A 22,943-nucleotide genomic window follows, 5' to 3' on the forward strand; every position below is an offset into this window, starting at 1 on the left:
CGGTAAACGAGGATCGACACCAGCTGAGCGTGGCCTCTCGAGCGCGGGATGCCTACTCGAGACCCAGAGTTCGTAACTGGAGTCGGACTTCGTTTGCGGTCCCGGCCGCCAGTTCGGGCAGCGTCTCCTCGAAGTACTCTCCGCAAAGCCGGTTCTTCGGGCCGGCGACCGCGATCGCACCGTACAGTCCGTCCCCGAGGACGACTGGGCTGGCGACGGCGCGCCAGCCGTTGATGTTCTCGCCGTCGTTGAGCGCGTACCCCCGTTCGCGGATTCGGTCGCGGGCCTCCTTGAGCTCCTCGCGGGTCGTGATCGTTCGCTCGGTGTGGCGTGCGAGCCCGTGCTCGGTGACGATCTCGTCGACTCGGTCGTCCGGTAGTGCCGCGAGGATCGCCTTCCCGCCTGCGATAGTGTGGAGGGCGCTTCGCGTGCCGATCGAGGCGTAGGGCTGGAGCGCATCGCGTCCGATCCCCCTTCCGGCGTAGACACCCTGGCCACCCTCCTCGACGATGTACCAGACGATCTCGCCCGTCTCGTCGGCGAGTCGCTCGAGGGCGGGCTCGACGCGATCCGCGTAGGCGACCTCCGTTCGAGCGTAGGTACCGTGCATGAGAAACGCGAGACTGAGATCGTACACCCCGCCGTCGTTCGTCAGGTACCCCAGTCGAGTGAGCGTCGTCACGTAGTCGTGGACCGTGCTTTTGGGTAGCTCGAGTGCGTCGACCAACTCGCTCACGCTGGCTCCTCCCTCGTCGCGGATGTGCTCGAGTATTTCGAACCCCTTGGCAACGGTTGTCAGCGGCACGTCGGCTGTCATTGGGCAGTTCTGCCCCGCTCGAGTCAATAAGCGTTCCGTCTCCGGCGAGTAGCTATCGTCCGGATATTTCGGACGATTTCGTCGTCACTCCCGATCGAACACGAATGAGACCGATATAACCGTCTCGAACGAACGGTAGGGCGACCGGCGAGCCGAAACAGGCGACTCCACGAAACGAATCCTTCGAGCGTGTTGCTAGCCGTCCGAAATAGTCGGACAGTTGGTCACACCTACGTATTCGAAACGGTTAGAACATCCGGCTCGACTATCTTAGCGCCCGATTCCGAGGTTGATGGGTGTGCGTGAGGAAGTCGACCGTCCGAACACAGAGAAGATAGATTACACCCATATGGTCGTAAACAGTTCGAGTCCGCTCCGTGGCTGACGGATAGACACACTTCTGCTATCCCCGCCCACGACGAATTTCCGACCCGTCGGTCAAGACCGTAGACGGCGCCATCGGTATAGCGTGCCGCCGAAGTCCCCGCACTCATTCGAACCTCCGTCCGAATATTCCAAACGCGTATCCCAAAAGAGGTTGTCCGCATAAAACGCAGCACGGGCGCCCCCTCTGCTGCGAGGCATCGAAGTCGATCAGCGTCGAACGGACCGGCCTCGTCGTGATTCTACTCCTCTTCTTGTGCGTCGACCGTCGCGACCGCCGCCAGGTTCACGATATCCCTGACGTCGTCCTCGCGCTGGAGGACGTGGACCGGCCGATCCATTCCGGCGAGCATCGGGCCGACCGCCTCGGCGCCGCCCAGGCGCTGGAGCAGCTTGTAGGCGATGTTGCCCGCCTCGAGGTTCGGCAGGACGAGCACGTTCGCCGGCTTCTCGAGGTCGGAGAACTCGAAGGTTCCCTCGAGGAGGTCCTCGACGACGGCCGTGTCGGCTTGCATCTCGCCGTCGACCGGGAAGTCGATCGCCGGATCTTCGCGAAGCTTCCGGGCCGCCTGCCGCGGTTTCCGGGTGCCCTGGTTGTCGACGCTGCCAAAGTCGGAGTACGACAGCAGGGCGGCGCGGGGCTCGACGTCGAACCGCCTGGCGATGTCGGCGGCGTGTTGGGTTACCTCCGCGAGCGTCTCCTCGTCGGGATCCTGGTTGACCGTCGCGTCAGCGAGGAAGACGACGCGGTTCTTGAATGTAAGCATGTAGACCCCCGCGGCGTACTCGACGTCGTCGGCGGTGCCGATCACCTGCAGGGGCGGGCGCAGCGCAGACGGGTAGTGGTTGGTCAGCCCCGTCAGCATCCCGTCGACGTCACCCCGCTGGACCATCACCGAGGCGAAGTAGTTGCTGTCGCCGACGAGTTCGGACGCCTCGCGCCGGGTGACGCCCTTGCGCTTTCGCTGCTCGTAGAGGGCCTCGGCGTACTCGCCGTTCGTCCCGTCGTCGGGATCGACGACTTCGGGATCGAACGCGAGGCCGAGGTTCGCCGCGGTGTGGTCGATCTCGGCCTCGTCGCCGATCAACACCGGCTCGGCCAGGCCTCGCTCCTCGAGCTGGTAGGCCGCGCGGATGATCTTCTCGTTGTGACCCTCCGCAAGCGCGATCCGCTTGGGGTCGCTTTTGGCCTTGTTCCGGACGATCCGGGTCATCTCTCGGGACTTGCCCAGCCGGGCCTCGAGCTCCTCGACGTAGGGCTCGCGCTCGCGGTCGACGCGGGCAGCCCCCGATTCCATCGCGGCCTCGGCGACCGCGGGCGCGAGCTCGAACAGCACGCGAGGGTCCATCGGCTTTGGGAGAATGTACTCGGGGCCGAACTGCAGCGGCTGGTCGCCGTAGGCCTCCCGCACGCTGTCGGGGACGTCCTCGCGGGCGAGTGCCGCCAGCGCCTCGGCCGCGGCGACCTTCATCGGCTCGTTGATCTCGGTCGCCCGAGCGTCGAGCGCGCCCCGGAAGATAAAGGGGAAGCCGAGCACGTTGTTAACCTGATTGGGGTAGTCCGAGCGCCCGGTGGCCATGATGACCGTGTCGTCGCGGGCGGACTTCGCCGTCTCGTAGTCGATCTCGGGATCGGGGTTGGCCATCGCGAAGATGATCGGATCGGCGGCCATCGATCGCACCATCTTCGCGTCGACGATCCCGCCCGCCGAGAGCCCGACGAAGACGTCGGCGCCTTCCATCGCCTCGGCGACGCCGCCCGCGGGCACGTCGCGAGCGAACTCCCGGCTGTGGGGATCGAGGTCGCCCGACTCCGCGCGCTCGGTCGTGAGGATGCCGTCGATATCGGCCATCGTGATGTTGTCGCGCCGAACGCCGAGCGAGACGTAGAATCGGGCGGTCGCAATCGCCGCCGCGCCGGCGCCCGCGAACGCCACCTCGAGCTCCTCGAGGTCCTTGCCGGCGATCTCCGTGGCGTTCAACAGCGCCGCACCGCTGATGATCGCCGTACCGTGCTGGTCGTCGTGAAAGACCGGGATATCCATCCGCTCGCGCAGGCGCTGCTCGATCGTGAAACACTCCGGCGCCTTGATGTCCTCGAGATTGATCCCGCCGAACGTCGGCCCCATCCCCGCGACCGACTCGATGAAGGCATCGGGATCGTCGTGCTCGAGCTCGAGGTCGAAGACGTCGATATCGGCGAACCGTTTGAACAGGACGCCTTTTCCTTCCATAACGGGTTTCGAGGCCTCGGGACCGATATCGCCCAGCCCCAGCACTGCGGAGCCGTTCGAGACGACGCCGACCAGGTTCCCGCGGGCGGTGTAGCGATAGGTGTCGTCGGGATCGTCGGCGATCGCGCGACACGGGCCGGCGACCCCGGGCGAGTACGCCAGGCTCAGCTCCCGCTGGGTGTTGGTTGGTTTGGTCGTCTCGACGGCGATCTTGCCGGGCGGATCGGCCTCGTGGTACTCGAGCGAGTCGTCCTCTAGTGACATGCGCAGTCGTTTCCCGTAGAGCAACAAAAACGTACGGTTGATTGCCTCGCCGCTCGACGGCTGTCGGCGAATACGACGTGTATGTGGTCATTCAACACACCTGTAGTGGCGACAACGAGAGCGGGAGTGATCGATTCGATCCGTATCGATCCTCGTCTGTGAATGGTGGATGTTGCCCATATTTACACATCATTGTATCGGAATCAGGAACAGGACACTCGTTCGATGGCACCGATCCCGCACGAACCCACTGATCGGAATACCGGATACGACGACCAATTATAGAGTGTAATCGGGTTTCCACAAGAGAAAGCGAATCGATTGTCGACGTTAGCTCGAGAGAGGCGTGACCTTCGGACAACCACTAGTATTGAACTATTTACACACACCTATGCTGGCCTTCGAAGGGACAATTTACCGACCGCTGGTTTGGCCTGTGCTACCCCGGGCGCGGCCAAGCGGTCGTGGTCGATCGGTAAGCGACTTCCTCGAACACGGCTTCCTGGCGCGAGCAACCGGTCCTCCGGCTGGAACCGGCGGTGCGCGCTTCCGACCTTATATTGTTCGTATCCGTCTCTATACCGACGGCGAATACGGCTCTCTACCGAATTTTCGCCGTATGTAAACGATTAGTGTTTAGTAGAACCGATCCGTCGCTCAACCTAATGGGTTACTTCGAGGTAGTTGCACAACGCTCGGAATCAGGTGTCGTTTGTGAACCTGTCGGATGTCATCTCGAGCGGAGGGGATATCGGTGACCGAGCTGGTGCCGACGACCTGTATGCGGTGTGCGGTCGGCTGCGGCCACGTCCAGCAGGCCGTCGACCGGGGGTACGGTCTCGAGAGCGTCCGCGGCGACGCGGCCCACCCGGTGTCGAACGGGCTCGCCTGCCAGCGCGGGATCAGCGAGAGCGCCGATCCCGACGGCGAGTGGCTGACCCGCCCGCTGGTTCGCCGCGACGGCGAGCTCGTGGCGACCACCTGGGAGACCGCCCTCGAGCGGGCCGCGGAGGGGCTCGACATCGCCCTCGAGGGGGGCCGCGACCGCGTCGCGGTGCTCGGCAGCGGCCAACAGACCAACGAGGCCGCCTACGCGCTCGGCAAGCTCGCCCGCGGCGGGATCGGCACCCGGTACTACGACGCCAACACGACGCTGTGTATGGCCTCGGCGGTGACCGCCTACTACGACGCGTTCGGCAGCGACGCGCCGCCGCCGACCTACGACGACGTCCCCGAGGCCGAGACCCACCTCGTCTGGGGGGCGAACCCGGCCGCGGCCCACCCCGTGTTGTTCCGGTGGATCAATCAGTCGGCCGACGCCGAGGATTCGGAGCTGCTCGTCGTCGATCCGATCGACAGCGAGACCGCCGAGGTCGCCGACCACCGCGTTCCGCTCGAGCCCGGCGGCGACCTCGCGCTGGCCCGTGCGGTCCTGGCCCGAATCGTCGAGACCGACCGGGTCGACGAGGCGTTCGTCGCCGAGGCTACCGAGAGGTTCGCCGAGCTTCGCGAGGGGTTGCCGACTCCCACTCGAGCGGCCGAGCGCGCGGGCGTCTCGATGGCCGACGTCGACCGACTCGCTGCAGCGCTCGGGAACCGAACCCTCGTCTACTGGGGGATGGGGATCAATCAAAGTATCAACGGCACCGACGCTGCGGGCGCGCTGATCGATCTCTGTCTGGCGACGGGAAACCTCCGGCCGGGCTCGGGGCCGTTCTCGCTGACTGGGCAAGCGAACTCGATGGGGACTCGGGTCTGTTCCTCGAAGGGAACCTGGCCCGGACAGCGATCGTTCGACGATCCCGCGGCCCGCGAGCTCGTCGCGGAGACCTGGGGCGTTCCGGCGTCGCTGTTGCCTGCTGACCCCGGTCCGGGTCCGGTCGGGATCGTCGACGCCGTCCACGAGGAGGTCGACGCCGTCTACGCCGTCGCGACGAACCCCGTCGCGGGGATGCCCGACGCGACGACCGTCCGCGAGCGCCTCGAGGACACGTTCCTCGTCGTCCAGGACGCCTTCCGCAGCGAGACCGTCGAGCACGCCGACGTCGTCCTGCCGGCGGCGACCTGGGGAGAGTCCGAGGGAACGGCGACCAACATGGAGCGGACCGTTTCGCGGGTCCGGTCCGCGACCGAGACGCCCTCGGGCGTCAGAACCGACCTCGAGCTGATCGCCGCGCTGGCCGATCGACTCGCGCCGGGGCTGTTCGACGACCCGCCGGAACCGGAACCCGTCTTCGAGGAGCTCGCGGCGATAACCGAGGGCACTCCCGCGGATCTCTCGGGGCTCTCCTACGACCGTCTCGACGCCGAGCTGGCGGTGCGGTGGCCCGCGCCGGAGCCCGACGCTGCAGGCGGGTATCGGTACTACGAAAGGACGGGAACAGAAACGGAAGACGACGAAACGGAGACATGGTCGTTTCCGACGCCGTCGGGCCGCGCTCGCTTCTCGGACGCGCAGGCCGAACCGCTACCCGAACCGACCGACGACGACTACCCGTTCACGCTGACGACCGCGCGCCGGCCCGACGCGTACAACACCGGCGTTCGGACCCGCGAGGACGACCCGCCGACCGCGCGCGTGAGCCCGGCGACGGCCGTCGCTGTCGCGGACGATCTCGAGCAGGGTACGGACAGCAGGTACGGACGCGTCGTCTCGAGGCGGGCGTCGATCACCGTCCGCGTCGAGGCCGATGAGTCGATCCCCGACGGCGTCGTCTGGCTGCCGATCCACCACCCCGACGTCAACGACCTCACGCTCCCCGCGGTCGACCCGCGCTCGAGGGAGCCGAACTTCAAGCAGTGTGCGGTTCGGCTCGCTCCGCTCCGCGACCGGGAGCTCGAGGCCGTCGTCGAGGCGGGCGCCTGAGGATCGACGTGGCGACGGACAGTTCCGTTCGGACGGCGGGTTCGGCGACGGATCAGTCCTCGATTGCTTCGTACCTGGCCTCGGTCCAGATCTCCTCGGCGGTGCCGTCGTCGAAGTGGATTCGGATCGCGTCGACGAACGAGTTCCGCAGCTCCCGCTTCCACTCCTCGAGGGCCGCCTCGTGGTACTCGTCAACGATGGCCTCGGTCACGTCGTCCCCGCGGTCGTCGCGGGCGGTCGCTCGAGCCTCCTCCCGCGACGGGGCGGTCAGGTGCGTCTCGTTCGGGTGGACTCCCGCCTCGTTGCGAACGAACGTCGCGGGATCGAGGTGGAGCGGTTCCGGATCGCGATCGGGCGGGTAGCGCTTGGGGCCGTCCTGGGCGTACGGCTCCGCGCGCTGTTCCTCCTCGAAGGGCGGGACGAGCCGAAGTACGTGCGTTCGTCGGAAGTTATCCTCCACGCGGTTTCGCTCGAACGCCTCGACGACGTCGTCGGGGTCGACGACGACGACCTGGATCTCCGTCGCCGGGTGGTCGGCGAGCGGCCCGTCCGAGTTGGAATCTTGCATACGACGTCCACTGACGGCCCGCGCGGTTACGTCGGTTACGGTCGACGGGTATCGAGACGCGTCCCCGCACGGCTGTCGCCCCCGGGAGCGGCTCGAGCGTTCGACGGGAACGCCGGAGTTCGACGTCGAGAAGTCGCGATATCGCTTCCGGCTTCCCTCCTCCGGCCTCGGTTCCCTCGATGCGGACTGACGGTCGAGTTCGCGTACTGACGCTGTGATCGTGCGATAGACGGCCGGTAGACTCTATTCCACTCGAGTCGAACGATCCCGTATGCCAGGGTTCGCCGGAGTCCTCGTCGCCGCGCTGATCGTTCTTCAGGTCCCGGTCGCAATCCTCGTCTACTTCGACGCGAAGCGCCTGAACGCCAAGAATCCGTTCGTCTACTTCTACGGCGTTCTCGTCCCGGCTGCCGGGCTCGTGGTCGTTCCGGTCTACCTCTCGAAACGGGACGAGCTTCCGCGCGAGTCCGCCGACTCGGAACCCGTAAATTCCTAATCGTCACTTGAGGCGACGGCTCCGTCCGCGGACGGCTCGGCGGCGACGAGCCAGCCGTCCTCGGTCGCGCGCTCGGCGACGGCGGGCTGGAACACCCACGCGGCGAGCGCGACGATCGGAAGCATCGTGACGGCGACGACGGCGTAGCCGAGGTGGAGGTTCGGGAGGAACGGTGCGGCGAACACGAGCGGGTAGACGGTGCCGCCGATCGTCCCGATCCCGCCGACGACGCCGGCGACGCTGCCGGAGCTGTTGGAGCTGTTGGGAAACATCGCGGGCACCTGCGCGAAGATCGCCCCCTCGGAGAACGCACAGCCAACGCCGACGAGGAAGCCGGCGGCGACCGCGAGGTAGATGCTTCCGGAGAGGCCGGCGACGGTCATCCCGACCATCGCGACGACGACGAACATGAGCGTCGCGAACGTCCACTGCTCGCGGTAGCGGCCCTCGAACCACGGCAGAATGTCGCGTTCCCGGCGCGCGACGACGTCGCTGGTGTAGCCCCCGAGCGGCCGGAGCAGGCCGGCCGCGATCGAGAACGTCGCCGCGAACGTGGCCGCGATGACGATGTCACCCTGCCCGAACCCCTCGCGGTAGTACGTGCCCAGCCAGCCGTTCATCGCGACCTCGAGGCCGAAGGTCATCACGTACGCCGCCGCGAGCACGACCGCGCCGTGGCGCGTGTCGACGTAGAGGAACTGTCTGAAACTCGCTTTCTCCCTGGTCGCCTGGCGCTTGGCATCGCTCTTTGCGGCGTCGCCGAAGACGTAGTAGACGACGCCGAGGACGACCGCGAGCACGCCGGTGTAGAAGAACGCGGCTCGCCAGTTCGTCGCGAACAGCGGGTCCGCGTACCCCTCGCCGAAGATCCGCGGAAGGGTGAAGTACGCGCCCAGACCTGCACCGGCGTTGCCGATCCCGGCGAAGACGCCCTCGGCCAGTCCCAGGTTCTCCTCCTCGAACCACTCGGCGACGTGCTGGATGCCGATGACGAACGTGATGCCCGCCAGCGAGGCGATCACCCGGAGGCGGTGAACACCTCGTAGGTCGTCGCGAACGCGCTGATAACCGAGAACATCCCGACGACCACCAGCGTCACGCTGGCGGTCACCGGCGCGCCGTACTTGTCGGTCAGCGGTCCGATCAGGATCCGGCCGACCGGAACGGCGATCACGGCGGCGCTCGAGACGAGCCCCAGCTGGGCGACCGAGAGGCCGAACTCGTCGGCGATCCCGCCGGTAAACGGCGCGAACGAGAACCAGATAACGAACCCCAGGTTGAACATCGCCGTCGCCAGCAGGAGGTTCTTCCACTTGCCGTGGATCACGGGTGCTCACCCCCAAGCACGGCTGCAGACGTTCGCTCGCCTCTACCACAGTTAGGTTCACAATTCGGTTCTAAATCCGGCACAAGGATGACGTTCATACTCACGTGTCTGCCCTATCTGGGCGGACCACACTGTATAAACGTACTTATTGCCTAAACCAAACAATCGAATCGCCACCGGCGACCAGCAATCAGTATATATGTCCCTATAGGTTCGACGTTCGCCGAAAAGTTGGAGATCGTATTTCAATACTGGAAGCGAAACGGCTGCGGTCGGGGTCGATCGGCAGCCCTCGTCGATCGTCCGACTCAGTCGCCGTCCGTCCCCTCGTCGTCGGTTCCCCACCTGTCGTCAGGATCGACGGGCTCGACGGCTCGAGCCAGCTCCGCCTCGGTGTACTTCCGATCCTCGAGTTGCATGCTCTGCAGGCGCCACTGCCGGCTCAGTTCGGGCTCGCCCTCGGGACCGACACGAGCGCCGTGGGTCCGGAAGAACCGACCGTCCCGACCCAGAGCTTTCCCCTCGTAGGTGTGCTGGTCGAACGCGACGTCGTAGCGCCCGCCGGGCTCTAGTTCGTCGACGGGGTGGTCGTACCGTGGCTCTCGACCCTCCTCGCGGGCAGCCGCACGCTCGGCCGAGAGCTCGCCGAAGTAGTCGTCGGCGTGGGAGGCCTCCCGGCTCGAGGGCGCCCGGGCGGCCGCCAGCGCGGCGTGGACCGCACAGAGCCGCCCCTCCCAGGAACTTTCCGACCAGCGCTCGCGGGCCAGTTCCTCGTAGCGAGCGATCAGTAACGCGACCTCGTGGCCCGCTCGGAGATCCTCGACGACGTAGAGGTTGATCCGGTCCCAGAAGTTCCAGGCGAACCCCGATCGAGCCAGCTCCCAGGCGGCCCACGCCGCGACCTCCTCGTCCGAGCGCCGCACCGCCTTCTGGAGCAGGCTCGAGACGTCGTAGCGGTTCGCGCCCGATCTCGTCTCGTTGTCGCCGCGTTCCTCGCCGAAGTCGTTGTGCTCGGGACCAGTCTCCTCGTCCTCGGTACGATCCGCGTCGCTGTCGGTTCGAAGCTCCCCTTCGGAGCCGAACGTGGCCTGTTTCCCGTCGTCGTCCATACACCACTCTCGTGACGGTCGAGGGAAATAGCTGACTGCTCGAGCGGGCCGACGGCCACGCGACGCCGGCTCGAGGCCAAGCACGTGAGGCGCTAGACGACGAACATGACGCCCTCGAACTCCGTTCCATCGGGCGTCGTACAGCCGATCTCGTACTTACCGACGAACGGGAACTCCCACGAGTGGCTCGTTCCGTGGTCGTCGCCCGACCACCCGCAGGGATCGGGCGTGTCGATCGGGTATATCTCGTAGCCGATTTCACTCCACGTCCACGTGACCTCTGCCATCTCGTCGACTTCGACGGAATCCGGTTCGAACCGTGCCTCGCCGTCCGGAGCGACGGCGATTTCGACCGTTTCCTCCCCCGTTCGATCGACGAGATCGTACTCCTCGCGCTCGTCGAGACGGGTTTCGTACCCTGTCTCGTCGTCGTCCGCCTCGTCGCCGGACGTGTCCGCTTCGTTCTCGTCGTCTCCGAGACATCCGGCGAGACACGTGGTCGTGCAGACGGTCGCGACGAACGCTCTGCGAGAATTCATCGGTCTTCGTACGTCCGGCGGAATAATAACGGTTCGTTCCGATTCCCAGATAGTCGGGAATCCCTCGGCTGTCGCTCGACGACAACCGTGACTCTGGGCGGTTCGCCGAGCGGGTCGACCGCTCGGGGAACCTGCCCAACCGGCACTCAAGTAGACAGTTTCATTGTAACCGTCTCCGTTCTGTGGAATAGTATGCGAACGACGACGCGGTTCGGCGTTATCGGTCTCGTGGCGGTGCTCGCGATCGGGTTGCTCTCGGCGGGTGCAGTCGCTGGCGGCAATAGCGCCACCGACGACGTGACTCAGGTCGGTAGTATCGACGCCTCGCTTGAGGACGAACACGTCGAGCTCGACGGTCTCGAGCTCTCCGCAGACGGGCTTCCGTCCTACGAGATCGACGAGCGAACGTACGACCTCGACTCGGTCGGCATCCAGAGCGACGGCGTCACCGTCGACGTCGACGACCGAACCTACGAGATCTGTTCGGTCGATATCTCGCTCGAGAACGTCTCGGTGACGGTATCGGACGTCTCGATCAACGGCGACGCGTAGGCGACGTCCGGCAGCTCCCAATCGAATTTCCGCGAGAGCCGGTCCGCGAACGACCGACGTCGGATCGTTCCGCCGGATAAAAAACAGTTATCGACGAGATCATGCCACCATATGTCATGGTTAGCAAATTCGCAGTCAAATCGTTCGACGGTCTCGACGAGACGTTCGGGTTCGACAACGGTTGGGCCGAGCGTGTCAAACTGGGAGGGCGAACGCTCTGGCGGTCGACGGTCGAACCCGGGTGGCGGTTCTCGAGGGACAACACCCCCGAACTGGGGGCGGATCACTGTCCGAGCCCGCATCGTCACTACGTGCTCGCCGGGTGCATGACCGTCGAGATGGACGACGGAACCCGCGAGACCTTGTAGCAAGGAGACGTCGCGCTGATCCCGCCGGAACACGACGCGTGGGTGAACGGGGACGAGCAGGTCGTCTTTTTCGAGGAAACGCTCGAGACGTAGCCGTCCCGAAAACACGCTGGTCCGTTCCTGTTGACCGACTGTCCCGACTACTGGTGTGACCCGCGCGTCGAACGAGCCGCGATACTGACGGACGCCGATACTGTTAAGTCGTATCGTGTGCATTGATAGCATACAACGTGATTTGAGATGCCAACCTGCCACAACTGCGACAACCCGATCTCGGCGAACTTCGTCCGCGTCTTCGGCGACAACGACGGCTACCTCGAGGGCTGCGTTCACTGTCTGAGCTCGGCGGAACTCACCGGTGCCGACGAGGAGCGCGACTCGACGGCTGTGTTCACTGTCTGATCCTCGGCACGGGTCGGTCGTCGGTCTATGCGAGCGCCGGCGGTCCGAATCTAATAGCAATTTCTATGAAGGTGTCCTGAGACGGCCCCGATATGGGCACCGTCTACGAGTGGCCGACGCCGACCCGCGATCGGCTCGGAATTCTTCTGGTCGTCGTCTCTGCAGTGGGATTCGGAACGCTCGGTATCTTCGGACTCTACGCCCAGGAGGCCGCACTCTCGATCCCGACGGTGCTCACGTTTCGCTTCCTGCTCGCGGCGGTCCTCGTCTGGGCGTTGCTCGCGGTACAGGGACGGCTGACGGTGCTTCGCGGACGAACGCTGGCGATCGCGCTCGGGCTCGGCGCGTTCGGCTACGCGACCCAGAGCGGGCTCTATTTTCTGGGCCTCGAGTACATGACGGCGGGACTCGTCGCGATCGTGCTGTACACGTATCCGGCGTTCGTTGTCGTGCTCGCGATCGCGGCCATCGGCGAGCGCGCGACACCCGTGATGCTCGTTGCGCTCTGTCTGGCCCTCGGCGGGGTCGTCCTCGTGACGGGGGCAGACCCCGACGGCGCCTCGCTGATCGGCGTCGCCATCGTTCTCGGCGCCGCGATGGCCTACGCGGTCTACATCACGGTCTCCCGGGCGCTGCTCGACAGGGTCGATCCGCTGGTGTTGACCGCCTACGTGCTCCCCGCCGCAGGCGGAACGTTCCTCGCGATCGGCACCGCTACCGGCGAGTTCGCGGTTCCGACGGCGCCGTCGGCGTGGCTGATTCTGCTGTGTATCGCCGTGGTCGCGACGGCGCTGCCGGTGGTTACCTTCTTCGCCGGCATCAAGTACGTCGGCGCGAGTCGCGCGGGGATCATCAGTACGGTCGAGCCCCCCGTCACGGTCGCACTCGGCGCCGCGCTCTTCGCCGAACCCGTCACGGCGGCGACGCTCGCCGGGGGTGCCCTGATACTGCTCGGGGTCGTCCTCCTCGAGCGCGAGTGACGCAAGATGCGCATCGGTCACAACACCAATACGGGATCGGTTCGTAACGGAGGTATGGACACTGAGAGCAGGACACAGGTCCGGGACGTAATGTCGACGCCGCTCGAGACCGTCTCGAAGGACGCGACGCTGACCGAGGCCGCAACGACGATGCGCGACAACGAGATCAGCGCGCTGGTCGTCCGGACCGATCCGCCCTCGATCGTGACGAGCACCGATCTGGTCGCGGCCGCTGCGGAGGGCCACGATCCGACGACGATCGACGTCGACGCGGTGATGACCGAATCCGTCGAGACCGTGCCGCCGGATCTCTACCTCGAGGAGATCGCCGCCATGATGACCGGGCTGGGAATCACCCACCTCCCGGTCGTCGACGGCAGCGACTACGTCGGCATGATCTCCTCGACCGACGTGACCGCACAGCTCTCCTGAGCGACCGAGCGATACCTATTGTATGCTGGGCCTCGAAGCAGGGCCATGATGGAGCAGTTCTCTCTCCTCGGCGTGTACGTCAGTCGGCCCGTCGCCGACGCGCTCTCCGAGGCCGCCTACGAGTCCGCCGGGGTCCTCGACCTCGAGGACTACTTCGCGGAGACGACGGCACCGATTCCGGCGGGCGATCCCGGCGCCGAGGCGACCGACGAGATCGTCGCCGACGTCCTCGCCCGGTTCCCCGAACTGTACGACGCAGCCGAGTTCGACGCGGCCGGACGACTCGAGCCCGACGCTTTCGATCTCCTCCGGCTCGCCGCCGCCCCCGACCGAACTGCGAACGCCCGAGAGCGGTTCCGCGCGGCGGCGACGGTTCGGGACGCGGATCTCCGCACCGTCCAGACGGCGATCCTCGCGGCCGCACTCGAGGTCGATCCCGCTCGGTCGTGACGCGGTGGAAACTGGATCGTGGCCGCGAAAGCCGGTCCGTCACGTTCGAAGTCGGAAGACACTGCTGTTGTATCGTCTCGACGAACACACGTCGGGGTCCTCCCGCGACCGAAGTCGCGGGCTTTTGCGCTGTTTCTCCGTGGTCGGAACGTGTATTCCAAAAGGTGTGGAACGGAGCGGGAATCGCGCTGGGGAACGCGACTCCGGCAGACGACAGGGGAAGCACGCGACGTGGGGTGGGACGTCGCGTTGTAGGGTGGGTGCAAGTGAACGACGTACTGAAGTCGTTCGGCTGGCAGGGTGGCCATCGGTGGGTGATGGGTGGGTAGGTGATTGGTGGGTGGAGTGGGGGGTTGGCGTCCTGCCGATTACGGGTAAGAGCGGAGTCGTAAAAACGCTCATTCCAAACTGTGTTGGAACTACACCGCGGCGGAAACGCAGGTGTCCGATTTCGTCCTCGAGAGCAGTAGCTGCGTGTGCCGAACGTTCCAACGAGTTCTCGTGTTCAGATCACCTACGAACTATCATGCCTGCCGTAGAGTTAGTGTATATAGAAAGCAATAAAGTATCTGGCTTTTATGTCTTTCCTATGAAAATTATTATTATTAATTCTGTTGTACGGGTAACGGTATGCAAGAGAATCCAAGTATGCTAAACAGGCGGCGGTTTCTGGCCGGAACGGGTGCGGCAGCGGTCGGCGCAGCCGCCGCATCGGGAAGCGTCAGCGCACGAGCAGCGGACGAGGCCGGACGCGACGACCGGAAGGATCGAGCGACGGTGATCGCCCACCGGGGGTTCGCCGATACGTACCCGGAGAACACCGTCGCCGCGTTCGAGCAGTCGGTTCAGGGCGGCTCGAACGACGCGGCGGATCGGCGCGGCGCCGACTGGATCGAACTCGACGTCTTCCCGACGTGCGACGGAGAGATCGCCGTCTTCCACGACACGGAGCTCGGCGATCTGACCGATACTGAGGGGGTACTGTACGAGACGCCCGCCAGCGAGGTGCTCGCGGCCGAAGTGCTCGAGAGCGGTCAGACCGTCCCCTCGCTGACCGAGGCGATGGAGGCGATCCCGTCCAACGTCGGCGTGAACATCGACATCAAGGAGGGATCGGCCGACGTCGAGTTCGGTCGGGTCGACGACCCCGAAGCCGAACGCGAGGAGTGGGAGTGGCTCGAGACGGTCGTCGATGTCGCGACCGACTACGACAACGAACTCCTCTTGTCGACGTTCTGGGAGGGTGCGCTCGCGACGGTTCGCGACATCGATCCCGGCGTTCCGGCGGCGTACCTGCTCTACGACTCTATCCAGGAGGGGCTCGACGTCACCGACAAGTACGACGCCGAGGGAGTCAACCCACCGCTGGATATGGTCTACGGGACGCCGTTTTTCGACGACGAGGCCTACGAGGAGATCGACATCGTCGCCGAGGCACACGCTCGCGACCTCCCGGTCAACGTCTGGACGATCAACACCTGGTACGAAGTCGAACAGCTGATCGAGGCCGGCGTCGACGGGCTGTTCCTCGACTACTCCGAAATCGTCAGGTGGGGTGGACTACAGAGCTAGGTTCGGTAGCCGCTCGGTTGGACTCGAGCCGGCCCTGATTCGGAAGAGATGCCGCACAACATCTCTAGTATCGGAGTGAACACAATTTCTATCTGATCGGCTAGGGCTTCGATCGACGCAATCCTGGTGCCCGCGTGCAAGCCGCTCAGATCGGCTTTGCTGGCTCTTTGTAGTCCCCACAGGGACTCAAACCCCGTTTCACCCGAGGGTCGTTCTGGATACGCTCCGAGGGAGACCACCGAGATCGAGAAAGAGCATTTTTGGGCCACGGACGACCGAGTGCGTCCGTTATGCGGCCACGAGAGCTACGCGAGTAGGCACTACCGATATTCCCAGCTGAACAGCATAGCATCATAAATAAAACTTTACTACTGATTGATAATTTGGTAGTGGCTCGAGTCCGGCGTTCCGTTCGCACGGCCAGGCTCTCGAGCGGGACTCGAGCCGAGAGAAACGACCGATGCGGGGGTTAGCTCACCTTCTTTCGCAGGTAGGCCGAGACGACCTCGCTGACGATCACGATGCCGAGGATCGCGATCAGGATCGTGAGGACGTTCGACCACTGGAAGAAGTTGATCGCCGTGTCGAGGTAGACGCCGATCCCGCCGGCGCCGACGAAGCCGATCACCGTCGCCTCGCGGACGTTGATGTCCCAGCGGTAGGTCGCGACGCCGACGAACGCCGGTTTGATCTGCGGGACGATCCCGTAGACGACGACGTCAAGCGGCGAGCCCCCCATCGCACGGATGGCTTCGACCTGTCCGGCGTCGATCTCTTCGATCCCCTCCGCGATCAGCTTCGAGACGAAGCCGATCGAGCGGAACGCGACGGCCAGCACGCCCGAGAGCGCGCCGGTACCGAAGATCACGACGAAAAACAGTGCCCAGATGATAACGTTCACCGAGCGAGTCCCTACGATGAGGAACTTGCCGAGCGCGTAGGTGACGGCGTTCGGCGTCGTGTTCTCGGCACCGATGTAAGCGATCGGCAGGGAGATCAGGATCGCCAACCCGGTTCCCAGGATCGCGATGTTGATGGTCTCGACCAGTGGCGGGAGGATCTCCGCGCCGTAGGCGAGGTTCGGGGGGTACATCCGGAGCAGCAGGTCGCCGAGGTTCCGCGGCGCGTCGACGACGAACGTGTACTGAATGTCGAGCGCGCGCCAGGACAGCGCCGTGATCGCGATCGCGACGACGATCGCGAGATACCGAAGCGCGCGCGCTCGACCGTCGTGTTTCCGCCACGTGGTGGATCCTTCGTACGACATTACTGGACCCTCCGTCGAGCGACCGCGCTCAGGATCTCGCCGAACATGACGACGGCGATGATCGCGAGGATGATCGCGAGACTGAAGTCGTACTCGTACCGGTCAAAGGAGTTCAGCAGGGTGACGCCGATCCCGCCGGCGCCAACGATGCCGACGATCGTACTCGCCCGGATGTTAATGTCCCAGCGGTAGATGATCAGACCGATCATCCGCGGAATTACCTGTGGTGCGACACCGTACAACAGGACCTGCACGGGACTCCCGCCGAGCGCGCGGATCGCGTCGGCCTGTCCCTCGTCGATATCCTCGAGTTCCTCGGCCAGCAGCTTCGCAAAGAAGCCCGGCGTCGCGATCACGAGGGCAATAACGCCCGCGAGCGGGCCGAGGCCGACGGCGACGACGGCGACAATCGCCAGCACCAGCTCGTGAAGCGAGCGCGAGATCGAGACCAGCGCGCGCCCGACGTAGTACACCGGCCGCGGGACGAGGTTCTCGGCAGCCATGACGGCGATCGGGATACTAATCACGACGCCGATCGCCGTCGCGACGATCGACATTGCAATGCTCTCGACCATCCCGGTCCAGATTCGCCCCCGTGCTTCAGGGGTGAAATCCGGCGGGAACATCGTCGCCAAGAGGCTCGTCGCGGCGTCCGCACCGCCGATCAGGCGGGCGGGACTGGGACGTAGCTCCCAGGCACTCCAGAGCACGAACAGCCCGATCGCGCCGTAGACGAGGTACTTGATGTTCTTGCTGTAGAACACCGTCGGTCGCTCCCAGCTCGAGGGGTAGCCGCCGGAGCGCTCTGGGTCCGCACTACCCATCGATCTCACCGCAGTCGTGCGATCCGATCATGTTAGAACGACTTCTCCTTGCTTGCGTCGCTGATCCCGCTCGAGGCCGACTCGTTCTGTGACTGGGGCTGGCTCTCGGTCCCCGTTTCCTCGCGGGACTTGCCCGATCGGTAGATCGTATCTCGTGCGTTCTCGTCGAGCTCCGCCGGGGTTCCGTTGAACACGACCTCCCCGTCGGTCAGTCCGACGATTCTATCGGTGTAGTCAAGGGCCAGTTCGACCTCGTGGATGTTGATCAACACCGGAATATCCTCCTCCCTGGCAATTTCGGTGAGCATCTCCATGACCTCGAACGACGTCTCCGGGTCCAGGGCGCTGGTGGGTTCGTCCACGAGCAGGATTTTCGGACGCTGCAGGATCGCTCGAGCGATCCCGACGCGCTGGCGCTGGCCGCCGGAGAGTTCGTCGACGCGCTTGTTCTCCATTCCGCCGACGCCGACCCGGTCGAGGATCTCGTAGGCGTTCTGGACGTCTTCGTCGTCGAAGTTGCGCCGAAACGCGTCCCAGCTGCCCATGTACCCCAGTCGACCCGAGAGCACGTTTTCCATCACGGTGAGGCGTTCGATGAGGTTGAACTCCTGGAAGATCATTCCCATGTCGCGTCGGGTCTTTCGGAGCTCCTTCTTTGAGAGCGTCGTGAGCTCCTCGCCGTCAAGAACGATCGAACCGGATGTCGGCTCGGTGAGTCGGTTGACGCACTTGATGAGCGTACTCTTTCCCGCGCCGCTGGGGCCGATGATAGAGACGACTTCGTTCCCGTCGACCTCCATCGAGACCCCCTGCAGCGCCTTGTCGCCGGTCGGATAGACTTTTTCGAGGTCAGTTATCGTAAGCATGAATTGAAGTAAATTTCGAGAGTGGTCGCCGCTCTGTTAGTCGATCTCGCCCGGATCGGTCAGGTCCACATCGTTGGCCTCGTGAGTAACCAGGATGTCGTGCCAGTGGGTCGCGTAATCGATCTCGGTGAACTGGCCGCGTCCGTCGAACTCCTCCGCGAGTTCCGTGTCCGAGTAGTCGTACTCGAGGAACGCTCGCTCGATTCCCTCCTGGATGTCCGGCGGGAGGTTGTGCCGGTAGGAGAACCCGGTGGTGACGATCGGATCGCTCTGCCAGACGACCTTGATATCGTCCGGGTCGACGTCGCCGCGGTCGGCGACGCGGGTCACGCAGTAGCTACAGACGGGGGCGACCTCGTGGTCCTGGTGGTACACCGACAGGATGAGGTTCTCGTGGCTGCCGATGTGTTCGACGTCGTAGTCCTCGTCGGGCTCGACGCCGAACTGGTCCTCGAAGATCGCCCGCGGCATCAGGTTTCCGGAGTTCGAGGAGGGGTCGCCGTGTGCGCCGTTTCGACCCTCGAAGTCCTCGACGGAGTTGATGTCGGTGTTGCTCATGTGGGTAATCGCCCAGAGGAAGTAGCCGGCATCCTCCTCGGAGACCTGGATCGCGAACGGGACGGCCCCCGCGAGGTTGACGGCGAACGGGAGCGGGCCTGTCGAGAACCCGGCGATGTGGAGCTGTTCGCTGCGCATCGCCTCGACTTGTGCCGCGTAGTTCTCGACCAGGTTGTTCTCGACGTCCCGGCCGGTCTCCTCCTCGATGTTCTCGATGAGGGGGTCGAACATCCCCTCGTAGGCAGCCGGATCCTCCGTCGGAGTCATCGCGAATAGAAGGGTGTCCGGATCGATCAGTTCGTCCTCGTCCTCGGGCGTCTCCTGGACTGGATCGCCGTACACCGGCTCGTCGCGCTCCTCGAAGCCCTGAATGTCCTCGACGGTGCCGTTGTCGTAGTCCATCAGCGTCGACATCCGCTGTGGGAACTCGGGACTTTCGGGGTCCCACTCCGGGAAGTCCTCGTCGGCGTCGTCCGGAATTCCCTCGTCCTCGTCTTCGCTCACACAACCAGCCAGTGCACCCGTCGCCGCAACCCCGGCCCCCGCCAGCAGGTCCCGCCGGCAGATGCTACAGCACGGTATGTTCTCTCGAGCCATTGCGAAATGGTATTGATAAACCTGATATTTATAGTTGCCGGTTTAAAAGTCGTAATGGGTAGAGGCGCGCTTTGGAAACGGTGTCGACCGGCCGATCGACGGATCCACTACTACGATAGCCGAGACTTGAGCCGGGCGCTCAGCGGCTTCATCTGCCGGTACGATCGTCCCTCCCAGACGAGATCACCGTCTGGATCGATCGCGTACAGGGGTTTCTTCTCGAGGGACTGGCTCAGGTAGACGACCCACCCCTCGTCGCTCGAGTAGAGTCGAGCGTGGCTGGGGCTGGCCCACGTGCTCGTATGGGTCAGTCGAACCGACCCGTCCGGGACGTCGATCAGGTACGTCGTATCGTCGGGCGACTTCGTTCGAACGACCGCGATCCGACCGTCTGCGGAGAGGTCGACGTCGGAGACGTTCGCGTCGAACTCCCGGACGAAACGCGATTTGCCGTCGGCACCGAGCACGCGAACGGTGCCGTCCAGTTGGTCGGCAGCTCCGCCTTCGAGGATCAGGACCGTCCCGTCGTCGGCGACGAGCCCGAGCGTCGGGTGCTCGAGGGGCGTCGTCCACTCGAGGGACCCCTCCCGGAACAGAAACCCTCGGGACTGACCGTCTCTTCCCGGAGTACCGTACGCGATCGACCAGTCGCCGTCGGCCGACGTCGTGCGGCGACAGACGTACGTTTCGCCCTCGTAATCGACCGTCGTCCGGACGGACCGCCCGGTGTGGTCCAGCCAGGGACCGTCCCGGTCCCACTCGAGTCCGGGTGTCGGGTCGTCCTCGTTGCGTCCGAAGAGCATCGATTGGCGGTAGTATCGGGCCTGCCGACAAAACGCTGCCGATGATCCGGGGCCGGATCCGAACGCGATCGTCCCCGCACCTACAGCAACAACACGGGTGCGCCGAAGACGATCCCGACGCCGATCAGGACGAGGTTCCAGAACAGCACCGGTCGAACGAGTTCCCGGGAGATGCTCGCGGCGAAGAAGGTTTTGACCAGGATGCTGGCCGCAGTTCCAGCGATTACGCCCGCGACGGCCGCGTTCTGCGTGATCTGGCCCGTGCTAACGAGGGTGACGGCCGTCGTCGTCGCGGTTCCGCTCGAGACCAGCCCGGCCAGGAACGTCGTCGCGAGGAAGCCGGTCGTCCCGAATAGCTCCTCGGCAGCGACCGAGAGCAACAAGACGGCGAGAAACAGCGCACCGAAGGTGAGCGCGTTCCGGAGACTGAACGGCGAGTTGAGGTCGGCCTCGAACTCCGTCCGCCAGTCGCTTTGCCACATCGCGATCCCGACGCCTGCGAGCGCGATCGCACCCAGCGGTGCACCGACGATGACGGCGGCTTCGGGAACGAACGCAACCACGATCACGGCGTTTCGAACTGCCATCGCGGCGTTCGCGAGCAGGATTGCGCCGACGGCCAGGCCGAGCAGTCCCGACTGGTTGTCCGCGCGTTTGCCCATCTCGGCGACGACCGCCGTCGAGTTGACAAGCCCGCCGAAGAAGCCGGTGACGGCGATCCCGCGCCCCTGGTACTTCTTGACCAGGACGTAGTTGACGAACCCGATCGCGCTGATCGCGATCACGAGCGACCAGATCAGCCGCGGCTGGACGGCACCCCAGGGATCGACCGTCTCGTCGGGTAGGAGTGGGTAGATAACGAACGCCAGGATGACGAACTCGACGGCGCTTCGCATCTCCTCCCGGGAGAGCCCCCACGCGAACTCGTGGAGTTCACGCTTCAGGACGAGCAGCAGCGACGACAGCACCGCCACCGTCACCGACTCGATCAGGAACCCGTTGGCGACGAGCGCGCCGATACTGTAGGCGACCAGCATCGACACCGACGTCGTCAGCGAGAGCCCGTCGATCTCGTCCTCGATGAAACTCTGTACGGCCAGCAACACGGCGTGTGCGATGATCAGGAGGCCGCCGACAAGCAACAGTCCCTCGTGGTCGATGATCGTAAAGACCGCAGCCAGGAGGCTGATCAGCGCGAACGTTCGGATCCCCGCGGACTTCTGGGACCACTCGCGCTCGAGACCCAGGAACATCCCGAGCAGCGTCGCGATGACGATCCTGGCTACGTCCTCCTCGAGGTGAATGAGTACGTCGACGTCGATCATGGCTGGAGAACCGATCCGATGTCGCCGAGCGACTCGAGGACGTAGTCCGGCTCGATGGTCGACGCCGAAACCGCGTCCCGGTCGGTAACGCCCGAGAGGACGAGCACTGTCGTCATACCAGCGGAGAGACCCATCTCCACGTCGGTCTCGAGTCGGTCCCCGACGACGAGACATCGCTCGGGTGTCGTTCCAAGCCGTCGGACGGCGGCCTCGACGGCGAACCGCGATGGCTTTCCGAGGACGCCGTCGAGTTCGCGGCCGGTCGTCCCCTCGATCGCGCCGACCGTCGCCGCCGTATCCGGGATTTCACCGGTCTCAGTCGGACACGTTCGGTCCGGGTTGGTCGCGTAGAATCGCGGATCGGACTCGCCCTCGAACGCCTCGAGGGCCGAGCGGATATCGGCGTACTCGAGCGACCGATCCATCGACGCCAGGACGACGGTAGCCTGGTCGGGATCGCTCGTGACGTCGACCCCCGCCTGTCGTAGCTCCTCGACGAGGGCCGACTCGCCGACGACGAGCGCGGAATCGTCGGGATGAGCCGTCGCGAGGTAGTCGGCTGCGATCCACGCGGCAGTGACGATTTCGTCGGTCGCCGCGTCGATCCCGAGCGAGCGAAGCCGGTCGCGGTAGCCCGACCGGGTTCCGGTCGGGTTGTTGGTCAGAAAGACCGGATCGAGATCGGACTCACGTAGCCGCTCGATTCCCTCTCGAGCGCCGGCGACGGGCCGATCCCCACGGTAGACGGTTCCGTCGAGATCGACTACCGCACCCTCGAGTGCGCTACCGCTCATCACGCCCCGTCTGTCGATCGTTCCTTCCGAACTGATTCGTGGTGTGCATACGAACGCGAGTTCACGAACTGGTGTATGACCGGCCGTCGTACCTATATCTTACTATATAGTTCTATATATCTTTCAGTCGAACTCCGAGGGAATCGCGGATCGAGTCGTTCGTTCGACCTCCGCGAGCTGGCGGAGTAGAAACCGGCTCGTCGGGGAGTCGGCGCAGTCGACGGTCGAAGTCGCGGACGGACCCGACACTCGACCTCGAATCTCGCGGTTCGGCTCCCCCTCGGGACTCTGTGGGCGCTTCTGTACGTAAGTCCAAGGTACCGTCCAGGAGACGCCTCGTTGTCTATGTCTAGTGCCGATTGTCAGCACTTCGTCACACAACCTGGATGGGGATTCCAACATCGCTCCAGACAGCCTCTCTCCGATAGGCATAATAATTTAATATGTAGAGAGTTGCTGAAATAGAACATACGCGACGGAGCGATAGCTCCCCAAACGGAGAGAATGGGATCTATCGGTTGCTCGGTCGCTGTAAGGGCGATATTACTG

21 protein-coding genes and 1 pseudogene are annotated in these 22,943 nt (G+C 64.6%); 9 read left to right on the forward strand and 13 right to left on the reverse strand.

What is annotated here, in order from left to right; all coding sequences use genetic code 11:
* Window positions 1-52: 52 nt before the first annotated feature.
* Both QA600_RS13770 and QA600_RS13775 read right to left on the reverse strand, forming a co-directional pair.
* Window positions 53-817: an IclR family transcriptional regulator gene (locus QA600_RS13770; RefSeq protein ID WP_278292518.1), complete on the reverse strand. Its 765-nt coding sequence runs from the start codon at window positions 815-817 to the stop codon at window positions 53-55.
* 626 nt (window positions 818-1,443) lie between these two features.
* Window positions 1,444-3,699, reverse strand: coding sequence for an NADP-dependent malic enzyme (locus tag QA600_RS13775; RefSeq protein ID WP_278292519.1), 2,256 nt, complete (start codon window positions 3,697-3,699; stop codon window positions 1,444-1,446).
* A 754-nt stretch (window positions 3,700-4,453) separates the two neighbouring features.
* On the opposite strand from QA600_RS13775, the gene nasA reads away from it, so the two are divergent.
* The gene (nasA, locus tag QA600_RS13780; RefSeq protein WP_278292520.1) at window positions 4,454-6,565 is read left to right on the forward strand and encodes an assimilatory nitrate reductase NasA; all 2,112 of its coding nucleotides are present in this window, start codon (window positions 4,454-4,456) and stop codon (window positions 6,563-6,565) included.
* Window positions 6,566-6,617: 52 nt separating this feature from the next.
* Here nasA and QA600_RS13785 read toward each other — a convergent pair whose 3' ends face one another.
* Entirely contained in the window at window positions 6,618-7,133 is a 516-nt protein-coding gene (locus QA600_RS13785) for a hypothetical protein (protein ID WP_278292521.1), read from the reverse strand.
* 271 nt (window positions 7,134-7,404) lie between these two features.
* On the opposite strand from QA600_RS13785, the gene QA600_RS13790 reads away from it, so the two are divergent.
* Window positions 7,405-7,629, forward strand: coding sequence for a hypothetical protein (locus tag QA600_RS13790; RefSeq protein WP_278292522.1), 225 nt, complete (start codon window positions 7,405-7,407; stop codon window positions 7,627-7,629).
* Here QA600_RS13790 and QA600_RS13795 read toward each other — a convergent pair.
* From QA600_RS13795 to QA600_RS13805, 3 genes and pseudogenes are all read right to left on the reverse strand, one after another.
* Window positions 7,626-8,956 (reverse strand): annotated as a pseudogene (locus QA600_RS13795) (MFS transporter). The gene QA600_RS13790 and the pseudogene QA600_RS13795 sit on opposite strands and share 4 nt — an antisense overlap.
* Window positions 8,957-9,264: 308 nt before the next feature.
* Window positions 9,265-10,065, reverse strand: a complete 801-nt coding sequence (locus QA600_RS13800) for a hypothetical protein (RefSeq protein WP_278292523.1) — start codon at window positions 10,063-10,065, stop codon at window positions 9,265-9,267.
* Between the two features lie 92 nt (window positions 10,066-10,157).
* The gene (locus tag QA600_RS13805; protein ID WP_278292524.1) at window positions 10,158-10,604 is read right to left on the reverse strand and encodes a hypothetical protein; all 447 of its coding nucleotides are present in this window, start codon (window positions 10,602-10,604) and stop codon (window positions 10,158-10,160) included.
* A 192-nt stretch (window positions 10,605-10,796) separates the two neighbouring features.
* Here QA600_RS13805 and QA600_RS13810 point away from each other — a divergent pair, with 192 nt between their 5' ends.
* The 7 genes from QA600_RS13810 to QA600_RS13840 all read left to right on the forward strand — a co-directional run bounded on the left by QA600_RS13810 (window position 10,797) and on the right by QA600_RS13840 (window position 15,360).
* Entirely contained in the window at window positions 10,797-11,156 is a 360-nt protein-coding gene (locus QA600_RS13810) for a hypothetical protein (protein WP_278292525.1), read from the forward strand.
* 116 nt (window positions 11,157-11,272) lie between these two features.
* Window positions 11,273-11,524 (forward strand): cupin, encoded by a 252-nt coding sequence (locus tag QA600_RS13815; protein WP_278292526.1) that lies wholly within the window; start codon window positions 11,273-11,275, stop codon window positions 11,522-11,524.
* Window positions 11,525-11,764: 240 nt separating this feature from the next.
* Entirely contained in the window at window positions 11,765-11,926 is a 162-nt protein-coding gene (locus QA600_RS13820; protein WP_278292527.1) for a hypothetical protein, read from the forward strand.
* Between the two features lie 92 nt (window positions 11,927-12,018).
* Window positions 12,019-12,906, forward strand: coding sequence for a DMT family transporter (locus QA600_RS13825; protein WP_278292528.1), 888 nt, complete (start codon window positions 12,019-12,021; stop codon window positions 12,904-12,906).
* 90 nt (window positions 12,907-12,996) lie between these two features.
* Window positions 12,997-13,338 carry a CBS domain-containing protein gene (locus QA600_RS13830; RefSeq protein ID WP_278292607.1) on the forward strand — a complete coding sequence of 114 codons (342 nt, stop codon included), beginning with the start codon at window positions 12,997-12,999 and terminating at the stop codon, window positions 13,336-13,338.
* A 45-nt stretch (window positions 13,339-13,383) separates the two neighbouring features.
* Entirely contained in the window at window positions 13,384-13,788 is a 405-nt protein-coding gene (locus QA600_RS13835; RefSeq protein WP_278292529.1) for a hypothetical protein, read from the forward strand.
* Between the two features lie 630 nt (window positions 13,789-14,418).
* A complete protein-coding gene (locus QA600_RS13840) occupies window positions 14,419-15,360 on the forward strand; it encodes a glycerophosphodiester phosphodiesterase (RefSeq protein WP_278292530.1) in 942 nt (313 codons plus the stop codon).
* Between the two features lie 469 nt (window positions 15,361-15,829).
* On the opposite strand, the gene phnE (QA600_RS13845) is transcribed toward QA600_RS13840, so the two are convergent.
* The 7 genes from phnE (QA600_RS13845) to QA600_RS13875 all read right to left on the reverse strand — a co-directional run bounded on the left by phnE (QA600_RS13845) (window position 15,830) and on the right by QA600_RS13875 (window position 22,394).
* Window positions 15,830-16,627, reverse strand: a complete 798-nt coding sequence (gene phnE / locus QA600_RS13845; protein WP_278292531.1) for a phosphonate ABC transporter, permease protein PhnE — start codon at window positions 16,625-16,627, stop codon at window positions 15,830-15,832.
* Window positions 16,627-17,451 carry a phosphonate ABC transporter, permease protein PhnE gene (gene phnE / locus QA600_RS13850; RefSeq protein WP_278292532.1) on the reverse strand — a complete coding sequence of 275 codons (825 nt, stop codon included), beginning with the start codon at window positions 17,449-17,451 and terminating at the stop codon, window positions 16,627-16,629. Before phnE (QA600_RS13850) ends, phnE (QA600_RS13845) begins: the two co-directional genes overlap by 1 nt.
* A gap of 32 nt (window positions 17,452-17,483) precedes the next feature.
* The gene (gene phnC / locus QA600_RS13855; protein ID WP_278292533.1) at window positions 17,484-18,317 is read right to left on the reverse strand and encodes a phosphonate ABC transporter ATP-binding protein; all 834 of its coding nucleotides are present in this window, start codon (window positions 18,315-18,317) and stop codon (window positions 17,484-17,486) included.
* 36 nt (window positions 18,318-18,353) lie between these two features.
* Complete coding sequence (gene phnD, locus QA600_RS13860) at window positions 18,354-19,472, reverse strand: phosphate/phosphite/phosphonate ABC transporter substrate-binding protein (RefSeq protein ID WP_278292535.1); 1,119 nt, start codon at window positions 19,470-19,472, stop codon at window positions 18,354-18,356.
* Between the two features lie 110 nt (window positions 19,473-19,582).
* On the reverse strand, window positions 19,583-20,275 hold the full coding sequence (locus QA600_RS13865) for a hypothetical protein (RefSeq protein WP_278292536.1): 693 nt from the start codon (window positions 20,273-20,275) through the stop codon (window positions 19,583-19,585).
* 80 nt (window positions 20,276-20,355) lie between these two features.
* Window positions 20,356-21,600: a DUF4010 domain-containing protein gene (locus QA600_RS13870; RefSeq protein ID WP_278292537.1), complete on the reverse strand. Its 1,245-nt coding sequence runs from the start codon at window positions 21,598-21,600 to the stop codon at window positions 20,356-20,358.
* Window positions 21,597-22,394 carry an HAD-IIA family hydrolase gene (locus tag QA600_RS13875; protein ID WP_278292538.1) on the reverse strand — a complete coding sequence of 266 codons (798 nt, stop codon included), beginning with the start codon at window positions 22,392-22,394 and terminating at the stop codon, window positions 21,597-21,599. Before QA600_RS13875 ends, QA600_RS13870 begins: the two co-directional genes overlap by 4 nt.
* Window positions 22,395-22,943 lie beyond the last annotated feature (549 nt).

Source organism: Natronococcus sp. A-GB1, assembly GCF_029688845.1.
Classification (GTDB): Archaea; Halobacteriota; Halobacteria; order Halobacteriales; family Natrialbaceae; genus Natronococcus.

Excerpts from the sequence above, each read along its gene's own strand:
- QA600_RS13770 (WP_278292518.1), bottom strand. The coding sequence starts at position 817 with ATGACAGCCGACGTGCCGCTGACAACCGTTGCCAAGGGGTTCGAAATA.
- QA600_RS13775 (WP_278292519.1), bottom strand. The coding sequence starts at position 3,699 with ATGTCACTAGAGGACGACTCGCTCGAGTACCACGAGGCCGATCCGCCC.
- QA600_RS13785 (WP_278292521.1), bottom strand. The coding sequence starts at position 7,133 with ATGCAAGATTCCAACTCGGACGGGCCGCTCGCCGACCACCCGGCGACG.
- QA600_RS13790 (WP_278292522.1), top strand. The coding sequence starts at position 7,405 with ATGCCAGGGTTCGCCGGAGTCCTCGTCGCCGCGCTGATCGTTCTTCAG.
- QA600_RS13800 (WP_278292523.1), bottom strand. The coding sequence starts at position 10,065 with ATGGACGACGACGGGAAACAGGCCACGTTCGGCTCCGAAGGGGAGCTT.
- QA600_RS13805 (WP_278292524.1), bottom strand. The coding sequence starts at position 10,604 with ATGAATTCTCGCAGAGCGTTCGTCGCGACCGTCTGCACGACCACGTGT.
- QA600_RS13810 (WP_278292525.1), top strand. The coding sequence starts at position 10,797 with ATGCGAACGACGACGCGGTTCGGCGTTATCGGTCTCGTGGCGGTGCTC.
- QA600_RS13815 (WP_278292526.1), top strand. The coding sequence starts at position 11,273 with ATGGTTAGCAAATTCGCAGTCAAATCGTTCGACGGTCTCGACGAGACG.
- QA600_RS13820 (WP_278292527.1), top strand. The coding sequence starts at position 11,765 with ATGCCAACCTGCCACAACTGCGACAACCCGATCTCGGCGAACTTCGTC.
- QA600_RS13825 (WP_278292528.1), top strand. The coding sequence starts at position 12,019 with ATGGGCACCGTCTACGAGTGGCCGACGCCGACCCGCGATCGGCTCGGA.
- QA600_RS13830 (WP_278292607.1), top strand. The coding sequence starts at position 12,997 with ATGTCGACGCCGCTCGAGACCGTCTCGAAGGACGCGACGCTGACCGAG.
- QA600_RS13835 (WP_278292529.1), top strand. The coding sequence starts at position 13,384 with ATGATGGAGCAGTTCTCTCTCCTCGGCGTGTACGTCAGTCGGCCCGTC.
- QA600_RS13840 (WP_278292530.1), top strand. The coding sequence starts at position 14,419 with ATGCAAGAGAATCCAAGTATGCTAAACAGGCGGCGGTTTCTGGCCGGA.
- phnE (WP_278292531.1), bottom strand. The coding sequence starts at position 16,627 with ATGTCGTACGAAGGATCCACCACGTGGCGGAAACACGACGGTCGAGCG.
- phnE (WP_278292532.1), bottom strand. The coding sequence starts at position 17,451 with ATGGGTAGTGCGGACCCAGAGCGCTCCGGCGGCTACCCCTCGAGCTGG.
- phnC (WP_278292533.1), bottom strand. The coding sequence starts at position 18,317 with ATGCTTACGATAACTGACCTCGAAAAAGTCTATCCGACCGGCGACAAG.
- phnD (WP_278292535.1), bottom strand. The coding sequence starts at position 19,472 with ATGGCTCGAGAGAACATACCGTGCTGTAGCATCTGCCGGCGGGACCTG.
- QA600_RS13865 (WP_278292536.1), bottom strand. The coding sequence starts at position 20,275 with ATGCTCTTCGGACGCAACGAGGACGACCCGACACCCGGACTCGAGTGG.
- QA600_RS13870 (WP_278292537.1), bottom strand. The coding sequence starts at position 21,600 with ATGATCGACGTCGACGTACTCATTCACCTCGAGGAGGACGTAGCCAGG.
- QA600_RS13875 (WP_278292538.1), bottom strand. The coding sequence starts at position 22,394 with ATGAGCGGTAGCGCACTCGAGGGTGCGGTAGTCGATCTCGACGGAACC.